Source organism: Streptococcus parasanguinis, from assembly GCF_901875555.1.
Taxonomy (GTDB): Bacteria; Bacillota; Bacilli; order Lactobacillales; family Streptococcaceae; genus Streptococcus; species Streptococcus parasanguinis_H.
On the sequence record NZ_CABFMD010000008.1, the window covers coordinates 1 to 12,365 of the forward strand.

The 12,365-nt window shown below is 41.7% G+C and carries 12 protein-coding genes; 9 read left to right on the forward strand and 3 right to left on the reverse strand.

Annotation, left to right across the window (positions count from 1 at the left end):
- The first annotated feature begins 384 nt into the window (after window positions 1-384).
- Window positions 385-1,392, forward strand: a complete 1,008-nt coding sequence (locus JX304_RS02220) for a hypothetical protein (protein WP_205011076.1) — start codon at window positions 385-387, stop codon at window positions 1,390-1,392.
- Window positions 1,393-1,445: 53 nt separating this feature from the next.
- On the opposite strand, the gene def is transcribed toward JX304_RS02220, so the two are convergent.
- Together def and JX304_RS02230 are read right to left on the reverse strand one after the other, a co-directional pair.
- On the reverse strand, window positions 1,446-2,060 hold the full coding sequence (gene def, locus JX304_RS02225; RefSeq protein WP_205011077.1) for a peptide deformylase: 615 nt from the start codon (window positions 2,058-2,060) through the stop codon (window positions 1,446-1,448).
- Window positions 2,061-2,114: 54 nt separating this feature from the next.
- Window positions 2,115-2,807, reverse strand: coding sequence for a cyclic nucleotide-binding domain-containing protein (locus JX304_RS02230; protein ID WP_205011078.1), 693 nt, complete (start codon window positions 2,805-2,807; stop codon window positions 2,115-2,117).
- A 146-nt stretch (window positions 2,808-2,953) separates the two neighbouring features.
- Between JX304_RS02230 and JX304_RS02235 the strand changes: the two genes are divergently transcribed.
- The 8 genes from JX304_RS02235 to trxA all read left to right on the forward strand — a co-directional run bounded on the left by JX304_RS02235 (window position 2,954) and on the right by trxA (window position 11,405).
- Entirely contained in the window at window positions 2,954-4,120 is a 1,167-nt protein-coding gene (locus tag JX304_RS02235; protein WP_205011079.1) for an MFS transporter, read from the forward strand.
- 107 nt (window positions 4,121-4,227) lie between these two features.
- Window positions 4,228-5,379: an MFS transporter gene (locus JX304_RS02240; RefSeq protein WP_205011080.1), complete on the forward strand. Its 1,152-nt coding sequence runs from the start codon at window positions 4,228-4,230 to the stop codon at window positions 5,377-5,379.
- Between the two features lie 2 nt (window positions 5,380-5,381).
- Window positions 5,382-6,110: a pseudouridine synthase gene (locus tag JX304_RS02245; protein ID WP_205011081.1), complete on the forward strand. Its 729-nt coding sequence runs from the start codon at window positions 5,382-5,384 to the stop codon at window positions 6,108-6,110.
- Between the two features lie 477 nt (window positions 6,111-6,587).
- Window positions 6,588-8,666, forward strand: coding sequence for a Cna B-type domain-containing protein (locus JX304_RS02250; protein WP_205011082.1), 2,079 nt, complete (start codon window positions 6,588-6,590; stop codon window positions 8,664-8,666).
- 253 nt (window positions 8,667-8,919) lie between these two features.
- Window positions 8,920-9,189, forward strand: coding sequence for a 30S ribosomal protein S15 (gene rpsO, locus JX304_RS02255; RefSeq protein WP_003004251.1), 270 nt, complete (start codon window positions 8,920-8,922; stop codon window positions 9,187-9,189).
- Window positions 9,190-9,810: 621 nt separating this feature from the next.
- A complete protein-coding gene (locus JX304_RS02260; protein ID WP_205011083.1) occupies window positions 9,811-10,455 on the forward strand; it encodes a CadD family cadmium resistance transporter in 645 nt (214 codons plus the stop codon).
- A 398-nt stretch (window positions 10,456-10,853) separates the two neighbouring features.
- The gene (locus JX304_RS02265) at window positions 10,854-11,078 is read left to right on the forward strand and encodes a DUF4649 family protein (RefSeq protein ID WP_205011084.1); all 225 of its coding nucleotides are present in this window, start codon (window positions 10,854-10,856) and stop codon (window positions 11,076-11,078) included.
- Window positions 11,079-11,090: 12 nt separating this feature from the next.
- Window positions 11,091-11,405: a thioredoxin gene (trxA, locus tag JX304_RS02270; protein WP_205011085.1), complete on the forward strand. Its 315-nt coding sequence runs from the start codon at window positions 11,091-11,093 to the stop codon at window positions 11,403-11,405.
- A gap of 165 nt (window positions 11,406-11,570) precedes the next feature.
- Here trxA and JX304_RS02275 read toward each other — a convergent pair whose 3' ends face one another.
- On the reverse strand, window positions 11,571-12,362 hold the full coding sequence (locus tag JX304_RS02275) for a DUF2785 domain-containing protein (RefSeq protein WP_205011086.1): 792 nt from the start codon (window positions 12,360-12,362) through the stop codon (window positions 11,571-11,573).
- Window positions 12,363-12,365 lie beyond the last annotated feature (3 nt).

Here is a 12,365-nt window from a genome sequence, read left to right on the forward strand (position 1 = left end):
AAAAGGACTTAGTCCTGTGCAATACAGAACTAAATCCTTCACTTAAATTATTTGTCTAACTTTTTGGGGTCAGTACAAAAGTGTATTGTTTTCCAAGTGAGATAAAGAAAATACTATTGATTCTAACTTTAACATTATTTGCTTTAGTAGTATCAATTGCAATATGCTACGTGATTCTTTTAAACCTTAGTCCTAATTTTATTTTTCATATAGTTTTATTAAGTATTTCATTTCTATTTTTATCAGCTGGGAATTTAATTTTTTATTCCCCAATCATCTCTTTCAAAGCTAAAGTCAAGTAGATCCAGTCGAGTGAAACTCAGAAGCAAGAGAAACCTCCATCCGCTTTTGGGCCTTAAAAAATTTCCTAGAAAGGAATGTGCTATGAAAAACGAACAGAACGTCGATATTGAGCAGGCGAACAAAGTCTATTTTAAAAGTTTAGCCAATACACGCGCTTCAGCATCGATGATGCTTATTTCCTTTGCGGGTGTATTTGTATTGTTAATAGAAATACTTAGTTTTTATAGTTACTACGATAAAATTGTGGGAGTTAATCCATTCAGCAATTGGTTCTTTGATATCCTCGTTTCGTATTGCCTTTATCTTATCATCGTATTTTTTATCCCATTAATTGGTAAGTTTGCATATAGAAGGCAAGTATTGTCAACGACTCTGCTCTTATTGACCTATATAGGAATATTTTTATCACTCCAAATCATGGAATTGCTCATCATTGTTTCTGCTCTGGCAAATAAGGAATTCGAGATAGGTTATACAAAGTATGCTGTATTTGCCGTTCCGTTTATAGTGATATGTACATTACTGGGTTTTGTCTATCATTATTTTTGGCTTAAGAAGCAGTTAAAGATTGGCTTTTTACCAACTAGAACTTTGGGAAATTATTTTGCAAAATCAAGTAGTTACAGTAGTAATTCTCTAACGATCATCTTCGCCTGCTCCATGCTAGGAGCTGTACTTTCTGGATATTTTGGCGTAGTGTTAGGGATAGCCTTAACGATATTATTCAGTTACGCTTTTAGTCAGTTGTTAACAGAAGTGGGCTACCTCTTATATTTGAAAACAAAAAGCAAGGAATACTGGGAAGATGAACCTGAGAATAATCTGACCCTGTGGGATTTGTTGTGGGATTGGTTAAAAGGCTTCAGTTTGAAGAAAGCCAAAATTCGCTTACCACTAGAAATAATATTTTTTGTATTAATAATTGAATTGCTTGATCATTTAGGATATAATGGCTCGAGTCTAACACGACCAATATTATTAGTTTGGATTGTCAGAATACTTACCTTAGGGATCGTCTTGGATTTCTTCATTAGCCTGGCGCGTGCCATCATACATAAGTTTTCAAAGAAAAAGCAAGGCAAAAAATAACAAAAAAATACCTAACCGAGAGCTTCCTCAGTTAGGTATTTTTGACAGTTGCGCTATTCTAATATCAAAAGGCCTTCTTTAATTTCAAATGGGTTGTTTGGGTTGATATGGTCGTAGAACATGATGCCATTGGTGTGGTCGATTTCGTGTTGGACGACGATGGAGTTGTAGCCTTTGAGTTTGATGCGTTTCTTTTCACCGTCTTTTGTGAAGTACTCAACGGTCACGCGCGCGTGGCGGACTACATAGCCTGGGACATTGCGGTCAACAGAGAGACAGCCTTCCCCTTCTCCGAGAGCCGCATCTTGAACAGAATGGGCAACAACCTTTGGATTGTACATGACTTCTTGAAGGCTATAGGCTTCTTTTGGTGGGTTGCCATCAGCATCTTCTAGGTTTGGAACCAATACAGCGATAATGCGTTTTGAGATATCCAACTGTGGTGCGGCAAGTCCAACGCCCCCACGAAGGCCGAGTTTTTCAGCCATGACAGGATCTTGAGAATGGTGCAAGAATTGCAACATTTTTTCACCCAGGATGATTTCTTGATCGGACAAAGGGAAGGTCACATCTTCAGCGACTGCTCGAAGTGTTGGATTTCCTTCGCGGATGATGTCATCCATATCAATCAAATGGGATGCTCTTGTAACTTTTTCAATTGCTTTCATTGTTTTACTCTCACTTTCTTTCTACCTTCCATGATAACACAAAAGAGCTTGAAATTAAAGTTTTCTGTCAGTTATTTCCGTGTGTTTGATGGACAAGTCGCCCATTCTTTTTTTGTCTAAAATCGTATAGATCCGTCCGTCTCTTTTGATCAACCCCTCTTCAATCATCTGCTTGATCACGCGACTGAGGTGGCGGTAGCTAATACCAAAAAGGAGGGCCAATTGGTTCATCTTGGGCTTGATGGTGCCCTGTTCATCGCAATGCTCAAGGAAATGAGTCGCCACGCGTTTCTTGACCGAGTAGTGGAAATTAGCAGGAGCGAAATAGTTGATCTGGTGCAATTTTTTAGCCAAGGTCTTGGCAGTCGAACGCAGAAAGGTCGGGTCCAGCAGTAGGCGGTCTTTGAAATGCCGAGCAGAGAGCTGAACGACCAGTGAATCCTGGTCGGCAATGACCGATGTGATACAAACTCGATCGAGCAGGAGTTCGATCTCCCCTAATAGACCTGGTTTTTCTTGGATTTCAAGGATAGTGTCGCTGCCGTTTTCAAGGCTGTGGACGATTTTCAGTCGTCCTTTGAGAAAATAGGGAATGACCACTTGCTCTGTTCCTTGACGGCAGATATAATCCCCTGCCTGGTAGAGAATGAGTTCCAGTTGGCTGAGGCAGTCTTTTGGGAAAATCTGCTCCAATTGGTAGTCTGTAATCATTGTTTGAAGTTGGTTAGGGTGGTGAATTTTTTTCATCTGGATCTCCAAAAATAGGACAAATGTCCTGTTTTTCTTTTGCTAAATTGATTATACTAGGATTCGATTGAAAATACTAGTTTGAATAGTTTCTGAAAAAAACTAGTTAGTTCAAAATGTTCCCAGTAAGGTATAGGAAATTTAACATGAAACAAACAATGGAAAGAATCAGTCTCTTGAGCTTGTCTCTTATACTGATTTCATCTTTTTCGATTACAGCTGGTTTACCAGCCATGAAGGCTTATTTTGGCCAGTTGGGCTATTCAGGGGGGCAGGTGGAACTCTTGGTTTCCTTGCCAGCTTTCTCAGTCGTGGCCATGCTCTTTTTAAATAGCTTTGTCGAGCGATGGTTGAGTGAGCGCCAGATGATTATCATTGGTCTATTGGTGATGTCGACTAGCGGACTTGTGCCTTTGGTCCTTCAAGACTATCCCCTTATTTTTCTGAGTCGTATCTTCTTCGGCCTGGGGACAGGAATGATCAATGCTAAGGCCATTTCCATCATTAGTGAGCGCTATAAGGGGAATGATAAGACGCGCATGCTTGGCTACCGTGGCTCTGCTGAAGTAGTAGGAGCGGCTATCTTGACCTTTATGGTGGGCCAACTCCTACCGTTAGGTTGGCCAGCTATCTTTTCCGTCTATGGTGCAGGCTATTTGATTTTACTCTTTTATATCCTCTTTGTGCCCTATCCCAAGAAAAACAGGCAAGTAGCTGTAAAGGTGCAAAAGAAGGGCAATTCCCTCAGCCTTCGTCCTCCACAATGGCGCTTTAGCTTCATGCTGGCAGTGATTGCTGGCGTGATTATCTGCTTTAATTCCATTATCAGTCTGCGTCTGCCTGAGGTGATCGTCGACGCTCGGATGGGAACGGCGACAACAGCTGGAACAGTCCTAAGTCTGATGCAATTGACAGGGATTGTAGCGGGAGTTGGCTTTGCCAGCTTGACCCATCTCTTCAAAAAACACCTGTTGATGATCATGTGTTTTGGCTTTGGTCTAGCTTTAGCCTTGATTGGCTTGTCCACTCAATTATGGCTCCTGGTTTTAGCTACTTTACTAGCTGGATTTACCTACAGTACGGGAGTTACCGGAATTTTCTATCACCTGTCTGAAAAGATCCCAACCAATCTTTTGAATCTGGCGACTTCTCTCGTTTTGATTGGCTGCAACCTCGGATCAGCCGTCTCTTCTTTCTTCATCCAGTTGGTGACGCCACTAGCTCCTTCCAATCATCTGCTCTTTGTCTTGATTGGTGTTTTGATGCTCCTAACAGGAGTTTTCGCCTCACAATTACTAGCACGAACGAAATGATTGAAAAAATCATTTCGTTTTTTTGAATTCAATCTATTGCGTCCTGTCACTAGCTCGTGTTATTATAGGAGGAGTGTGAAAAAAAGAATAGTTTAAAGGAAAAAATAATGAAAAGAATCATGGAGAAGGTGAGTATTCTCGCCCTTTCATTTATTTTGACAACCTCATTTTCGATCTCCAGTGCGCAGTCGGAAATGTTTGCCTACTATAAGGACATGCCTCACAGCATGATTGAGCTCTTGGTCTCGCTTCCTTCTGCAGGGATCATGGTTTCACTCATCTTCAATAAATGGATTGGGCGACTATTTTCAGAGCGTCAGATGATTGTGATAGGCCTAGTCGCTTACGCTCTATGTGGCTTTATTCCCTTAATCAGTCCAGCTTATCCGGTTGTTTTTCTGTCTCGGATTATTTTTGGGATGGCGGTAGGACTCTTGAATGTATCTGCCATAGCCATCATCAGTGAGCGCTATAAGGGGAAAGAGCGCATTCAGACCTTGGGAATCCGTGGTTCGGCTGAGGTTGTGGGGACCGCTGTTTTGACCTTCGGGGTGAGTTTTTTGGTCCGTTTTGGTTGGCAATCAGCCTTTCTCGTCTACGGTATCAGTATTCCAATCTTACTTTTGTATCTCTTATTTGTGCCATATGGATCTATGACGAAAGCAGTGGAGGAAAAACACCGGGAGGTCAAGATGACGGGGGAACAATGGCGGACAGCGCTCGGCTTAGCGGTCGTTGCGGCGTCGATCGTCTTGTCCAATGTCATGATCACCGTTCGGATTCCAAGTGTGGTCGAGCAAGTAGGGCATGGCACTGCCCAAACTGCTGGGATTATTTTAGCAGCCATGCAATTTGTTGGGATCTTGGCAGGTTTGGCATTCTCGCCCTTGATCCAGCTCTTCCGCGATCGTTTATTATTGGTTTCGGGTGTAGCTTTTGGTGTGGGCCAACTGTTGATCGGCGTCTCTCCAAATCTCTTGATTCTTGCCCTTGTAACCATCGCTTCTGGATTCGCCTACAGTGTAGCCTTGACAACGGTTTACAATGTCTTATCAGATAAGATGCCAGTAGGGGTCTTGAGCCAGGCAACGTCCATTGCGGTTTTGGGATGTAGTACAGGTTCGATCGCAACGACCTTTGTCCTTAGTCTATTAGGGACTATCTCATCTGCTCCAGCCTTCATTTTTGGATTTTCTGGTATTCTCATGATCCTGATTTCCTTTTTTGGCCTTTGGATTGTGCGAAAGAGCGGGAAGTAATCATGCGTCTAGATAAATTTTTAGTGGATTGTGGCGTGGGGAGTAGGACCGAGGTCAAGCAGCTTCTCAAGCAAAAGAAAATCGTAGTGAATGGGAAAAAAGAGACAGCAGGAAAGCTGCAGATCGATCCTGACAAGGATCAGGTGACCTTTATGGGAGAAGCGCTGGTCCATGAGACCCTCGTTTACTACCTGCTCAATAAACCGGCTGGGGTCATCTCTGCGACAGAAGATGACCATCACCAAACGGTGTTGGATCTATTAGACGAAACAGCTCGTCACAAGGAAGTCTTTCCTGTTGGACGCCTGGATATTGATACTCATGGCTTGCTCCTATTGACCAATAATGGCAAGCTTGCCCATGCCATGCTCTCTCCCAAAAAGCATGTTTCAAAAATCTACCGTGCCAAGGTAGCTGGGATCATGGATGAGGCAGATGTGGCACGTTTTGAAGCAGGAATTGTCCTCAAGGACTTCACGACCTTGCCTGCAAAACTGCAGATCTTAGAAGTGGATGAAGCAAAGGCTAGCTCCTATGTGGAAATCGAAATTGCAGAAGGAAAATTCCACCAAGTCAAGCGCATGGTCGCGGCCTGTGGCAAGGAAGTGGTGGACTTAGAGCGAATTTCTATGGGACCTCTAGCGCTAGATCAAGACCTTAAATTGGGAGAATGGCGAAGGCTTCATCCTTCAGAATTGGCCTCTTTAGAGGTGTTCGGAGTTCCCTTATAGGCAAAAAAACAAGAGGCTGGGACAAAAGTCCTAGCCTCTCAAATGTTTTTGGATTGTCGAGCAAGACGCAGTGGTTGAGTGCTCAAAGCACTGCTTTGAGGTGGCGGATAGAACTTGCGAAGCAAGTATCCTAAGTCTTTGTTCGCTTTTTAAGCTTCAAAGATGCCCTATGTTGACGGAAACTATGTTTCCTTTATCTGCAACCTTCAACAGTCTCCCAGACTGTTGAAGCTGTGCGGAGGTGGGACGACGAAATCGAATTCTAACGAATGACCGATTTCTGTCCCACTCTCTATTTTTCTTTGTATCAAAAAAATGTACTTAAAATACAAAAAGCATATATATTAGCTTGTCTTCTCAAAGTAAATCGATTATAATGAAAAAAGATGGGTTGTGCTAAAAATCACAATATGTAGTGATAATTTTTTGAACGGCCTACCTCATCTAGTAGATTTTGAAAAAGGAGAATCTTCGTTTATGAAAAAGTGGCTCTATTCTGTTGTGTCAACAGTTGCCCTATTTTTACTAGCGGCTTTAGGATTTGCCAAAACCAATAGTCCTGCTAAAGTACATGCAGATACGATCAATGACGTGGTGACATCTGTAAACATTTCGAAATCAACTGGTGGAGCGATTACAGATCCACTGGGAGTGTGGGAAAGTTTTCAGGTGGAAGCAAACTTTGTGTTGCCGAATGGACGTGTAAAAGCAGGGGATCAGACCGTTATCCAACTTGGAGATGGCTTTAAGGTCTTTGAAATGGACACCATTGACCTGCTCGATCCAAGTGGTCAAAAGGTTGCGACGGCAACGGTCGATAATCAACGAAAAGTCATCACCGTGACCTATACAGACTATCCTGAAAGACTGGCCAATGTGACAGGAAAACTGCGCTTTTTTGCGCGTGTAGACCATGCGGTTGTGAAGGAGAAAAAGACGCTTGATTTTACGCTAAAAGTGGACAAGAACGTCATTTCAGGTGGAAAGATCGATTATAGAGGAGTCAATCCAGGCGAGAATCCGCCAACTCCGGAGGTCTTTAGCAAGTGGGGTTGGACCAATTCAGGCGATAAATTAAAATTAACCTATACCTTAAACATCAATCAAGGACATACAGCCCTCCATAATATTGATATTTCGGACCAACTGGCCTTTACAGATGGGAAGATCAAGCCTGATTCGATCAGAATTCATACAGGAACTTGGAAAATCAGTGACGAAGATGGTGCCTATCATTTAAGAGATACCACCAACGTCACCAAGAATTATTCCCCTGTTATCAGTGCCGATGGTCAATCTCTAACTGTTCATATTGGGGATCTAGCTCCAGAGCAAGGGATGACGATTCGCTATGATGTTTATTTGGACAAGGTCCCAGCCATCAATACATCCTACAAAAACAATGCGAAGATGACAGCTACAGAAATCAAGGAGCAAAATAAGGTTGCAGATATTCTGTATCAATTCCTTGATGGAAACTTTGATGGGGAGAAATATTCCTTCACCATCCACAAAAAAGGAGAAAAAGGTCAAGCTCTTGCAGGAGCCGTCTTTGCTGTAACGGCAGACGCTACGGGTGAGCAAGTCGGAACCATCACGACTGATAAGAACGGTACGGGAACCGTGACTGGATTGACCAAACAAGCCTATACGGTGCAGGAAATCCAAGCTCCAGCAGGCTATGTGCTCTCTACAGAGCCCCTCAAGATCAGCAAGGAAGATTTTGGAAATGACCTCGCGATTTCTCGTGATGTCGTAAACCAAAAAGAAAAAACAAGCGTTGCTGGTCAAAAGACATGGAATGATAATGATAACCAAGATGGCAAGCGTCCATCAAAAATTACAGTCAATCTCCTAGCAAATGGAGTCAAAGTTGCTTCTAAAGAAGTGAAAACTGATAAAGACGGAAATTGGCTCTATCAGTTTGACAATCTGGATCTAGTCGACGATGCTGGCCATGCTATTGCCTATAGCGTTTCAGAAGAACCTGTTGAAGGCTATGAAACAACTATCGAAGGAACCAATATTACCAACACTCGTACACCAGAAGTGACAGAAGTTACGGTTAAGAAAGTCTGGGATGACAAGGAAAATAAAGATGGTCTTCGTCCTGAAAAAATCACAGTTCGTCTTCTTGCGGATGGTCAAGAAGTGGCTGTAAAAGAAATCACAGCTACTGATAATTGGCAGGCAAGCTTTACGGATCTACCCGTATACAAGGAAGGTAAGAAGATTACTTACACCATTACAGAGGATCCAGTAGCAGGTTATACAAGCAACATTGATGGTTTCATGGTAATCAACCGTCATAGACCACCAACGCCACCGTCTACGACTACACCACCACCGTCAACAACTACACCGTCTACGACTCCATCGACAACCACGCCAAGCAAGCCGGAAAAACCAGAAACTCCAACCACACCAAAAGAAGGAAAGAAAAAAATTCTCCCATCAACTGGTGAAGTTGTTGCATACGGGTTGACCATACTCGGTGCACTGTTAGCAGTTTTTGCATTGGCTTTGCTCTTGCGTGGTAAACGGAAAGAAAAATAAGATTCATACCATTAAAAGACAAATATCCTATAGATATTTGTCTTTTTGAATAACATGCTAGAAGAATGCTCCATCAAACCGTTCAAATTCTTGAGGTTCATCTTAAAAATCCATCTTGAAGGAAACATAAGTGTTTGACAGAAAGATGAAATCTTGATAGAATAAGAAGGTCGAATAGACAACTAACTCTTTCTTGGTAGCAGGATATGCCAAACCTGCCACTCGGATAGAGCATAAAGAAAAGGAGCTTATCATGGCAATCTCAAAAGAGAAAAAAAATGAAATCATTGCACAATACGCACGTCACGAAGGTGACACTGGTTCAGTAGAAGTACAAGTTGCTGTCCTTACTTGGGAAATCAACCACTTGAACGAACACATCAAACAACACAAAAAAGACCACGCTACTTACCGTGGTTTGATGAAGAAAATCGGTCGCCGTCGTAACTTGTTGGCTTACCTTCGTACAAACGACGTTAACCGTTACCGTGAGTTGATCAACTCTCTTGGACTTCGTCGTTAATCTGCTCTATTTTCCACTTACGCTGCGTTGTCACCTTGCCTCGATATACTCAGGTATAATCTTCGGCTACGGTTCCTAGCATCGTAAGGTAAAATAGACCAGATTTATCTCCCTTCGGGGAGATTTTTGTTTTCAGAAGAAATATGGTACAATCTTCGGCTCGGCGTCTTGTCTAGAAACGTTTTATCCAGCAAGAATCATGATGCTAAGGGCGTTAAAAATCCGTATGAAAATAGGGAAAGGACACAGTGTTCGATGAACACAAGGAGTTTCATCTTTTTCACTAGGATTTTAGCCCGAGCTCAAATTAGCTCTCTGGATTCAGAGGGCTTTTTTATTGAGGTTTTATCGGTCACGATTTTGGAGACTACAAAAACTCAAATGGTAGCAGTCTGCAAGACCCCTCGGAGAGCCCACACTTTACGAAGTAAAGTATAGTGGGTCATACTTTACATGGAAGTAGTCATCGAATTCCCGTTAGAAATTACTTTGTAACTACGTTTTGAGGAGGAGTAAAATGCTTTCCTACGTTCGACATTACCCACTAGCGATAGCTAAATTAATGTGTCTGTGCTTCCCTAAAATCTGCTGATTTATTACTGACTAATACAGGAGTTTTTTATGGGACAGACAATCATATCTGCTATTGGTGTTTATATTTCCACCAGTATCGATTATTTAATTATTTTAATTATTTTATTTGCACAGCTATCACAGAATAAACAGAAATGGCATATTTATGCGGGGCAATATCTAGGCACAGGCTTACTCGTAGGGGCGAGTTTAGTTGCTGCTTATGTCGTCAATTTCGTGCCTGAAGCATGGATGGTTGGATTGCTTGGTTTAATCCCTATCTATTTAGGTATTCGCTTTGCAATTGTTGGAGAAGGTGAGGAAGAAGAGGAAGAAATTATTGAAAGATTTGAACAAAGCAAGTCAAATCAACTGTTTTGGACAGTTACATTACTGACAATTGCGTCTGGCGGAGATAATTTAGGTATCTATATACCTTATTTTGCTTCGTTAGATTGGTCACAGACACTCGTGGCGTTGCTTGTGTTTGCAATCGGCATAATTATCTTTTGCGAGCTTAGTCGTGTGCTATCCTCTATACCGTTCATATCTGAGACAATTGAAAAATATGAGCGAATCGTTGTGCCCTTAGTATTCATTACACTTGGACTATACATCATGTATGAAAATGGCACGATAGAGCCTACAATCTTCGGTTCGTCGCCTTTTCTAGAACGGTTTTATCCAGTATAATCTTCGGCTAGGGTTCCTAGCATCGTAAGGTAAAATAGACCAGATTCATCTCCCTTCGGGGAGATTTTTTGTTTTGGCTAGGATTTTAGCCCGAGCTCAAAAAAGAGGCTGGGACAAAAATCCTAGCCTCTCAATTGTCTTTGGAGTGTCGATCAAGACGCAGTGGTTAAGTGGGCTCTACTACGCTGATTTCATCAGCTTTTACAGCCCTACTCAACTGTGCGGAGGTGGGACGACGAAATCGAATTCTAACGAATGACCGATTTCTGTCCCACTCTCTGTTCCTTTTTGCATTTAGTAGCTAAAGATGATGGATTTGTCTGTATAAGTCGTTTTGGTTGACAGGTGTAATGATAGGAGTTACAATGAACTTATAAAATGAAACAGAGGTTATCGCTATGATTGATATTACTTATCTAGACGGTGCAAAACAAGAACGGGTCATGCATTTTGATTCTTATGAAGAATTTGAGCGTTCCCAACAGGCCTGCCTAATCGGGGTTGTGGATTATTTTCCAGTGACAAAATTGACCTATAATGGTCATGAGTTGGATTACCAAGGCACTTACGGAGATGTCTTCTTCTATTTGATGAAGCAAGACCTCGATCAATATAAAAACTAAAGGAGAAAAACAATGGCAAAAGCAATTACAGACGCAACATTTGAAGCAGAAACGAAAGAAGGATTGGTCTTGGTGGACTTTTGGGCAACTTGGTGTGGTCCATGTCGTATGCAAGCTCCTATCTTAGAAAAATTATCGGAAGAACTTTCGGAAGATGAGTTAAAAATCCTGAAAATGGATGTGGATGAAAATCCTGAAACAGCGCGTGCTTTCGGCATTATGTCCATCCCAACTCTTCTTTTCAAAAAAGATGGACAGGTGGTCAAACAAGTCGCAGGGGTACACACTGCAGCACAAATTAAGGCCATTTTAGCAGAGTTAAGTTAAAATTAATAGCACTCCCAGTAGTAAAATAGGAGTGCTATTTTATATTCAAAGAAAGAGCCCTGTTCTTTTAAACGAGGAACAAGGCTCTTTTATCATCAATAATTCTTCTGTTTCGAGAAAAGTAACTTGAAATTTTTGGAGAGTTTTACATTCACAGTATCACATTTAGTATTGAAAAGATTGAATAGTTTCTTTCAAGCCAGCTTGTAAAATGTTTCTTTGGTCTAGTTGGACATAGACTTCTAACAGACAAGATCTGAAGTTGGAAAATTTATAAAAATCTTCTCTTTCTTCTATCGTAAAATCAACAGCTTTTATCCAAGAAGCTACCTGTTCTTGCTCTAACTTTCCCTGTAAAATAGGTTCATAAAGCACTCTCGCCAAGCGCCAATCCTCATCACTGGTAAAACGAATTGAAATTCTTTTAAAGATTTGGCCAAGTATGTTAAAGACTTCAGGAACTCTGTTTTTAGGAAAGTCTGGATGACAAGCCACCTCTGTCAAGAGATCCGCTCCATGTGCAAAAGCGTGAACCCAACCATACTGGCTTGAAAAACCAGTTGTATCCTTTTCTTTTGAAAGATAGTATAAGCCTTGATGTAAAAGGACAGTACGGGTTTCCGCTTCTAACCCCTGATAAAAAATCGATTGCGGGTTGGCATCAACAGACAAGAGATTTGCATAAATCAATGCCCTAAACGAACGTTCAAGTGTAGGCAACCCTAGCTTATCAATCTCTTTTTCTACTCCTTTATCGGACGAAATCGTCTCAGCAATGAAATGAAATTGTTCCTGTGTAAACAGTTCTTCTTGAATCCCTCTAGCCAAGCTTGTAAAAACGAGATCATCGCGAATTTCTGGTGAGGGGTCTCCTAAATGTTTCAGCAACCACTGGATTTCTTCTCGACAATAGCTTGGTTTTTCTTCTATTACTTTATTTTGTAATTCTTGATACATCCC

Coding starts and splice junctions, on each gene's coding strand:
- JX304_RS02265 (WP_205011084.1), top strand. CDS start 10,854: ATGATTGATATTACTTATCTAGACGGTGCAAAACAAGAACGGGTCATG.
- JX304_RS02230 (WP_205011078.1), bottom strand. CDS start 2,807: ATGAAAAAAATTCACCACCCTAACCAACTTCAAACAATGATTACAGAC.
- JX304_RS02250 (WP_205011082.1), top strand. CDS start 6,588: ATGAAAAAGTGGCTCTATTCTGTTGTGTCAACAGTTGCCCTATTTTTA.
- JX304_RS02240 (WP_205011080.1), top strand. CDS start 4,228: ATGAAAAGAATCATGGAGAAGGTGAGTATTCTCGCCCTTTCATTTATT.
- JX304_RS02245 (WP_205011081.1), top strand. CDS start 5,382: ATGCGTCTAGATAAATTTTTAGTGGATTGTGGCGTGGGGAGTAGGACC.
- JX304_RS02275 (WP_205011086.1), bottom strand. CDS start 12,362: ATGTATCAAGAATTACAAAATAAAGTAATAGAAGAAAAACCAAGCTAT.
- rpsO (WP_003004251.1), top strand. CDS start 8,920: ATGGCAATCTCAAAAGAGAAAAAAAATGAAATCATTGCACAATACGCA.
- def (WP_205011077.1), bottom strand. CDS start 2,060: ATGAAAGCAATTGAAAAAGTTACAAGAGCATCCCATTTGATTGATATG.
- JX304_RS02235 (WP_205011079.1), top strand. CDS start 2,954: ATGAAACAAACAATGGAAAGAATCAGTCTCTTGAGCTTGTCTCTTATA.
- JX304_RS02220 (WP_205011076.1), top strand. CDS start 385: ATGAAAAACGAACAGAACGTCGATATTGAGCAGGCGAACAAAGTCTAT.
- JX304_RS02260 (WP_205011083.1), top strand. CDS start 9,811: ATGGGACAGACAATCATATCTGCTATTGGTGTTTATATTTCCACCAGT.
- trxA (WP_205011085.1), top strand. CDS start 11,091: ATGGCAAAAGCAATTACAGACGCAACATTTGAAGCAGAAACGAAAGAA.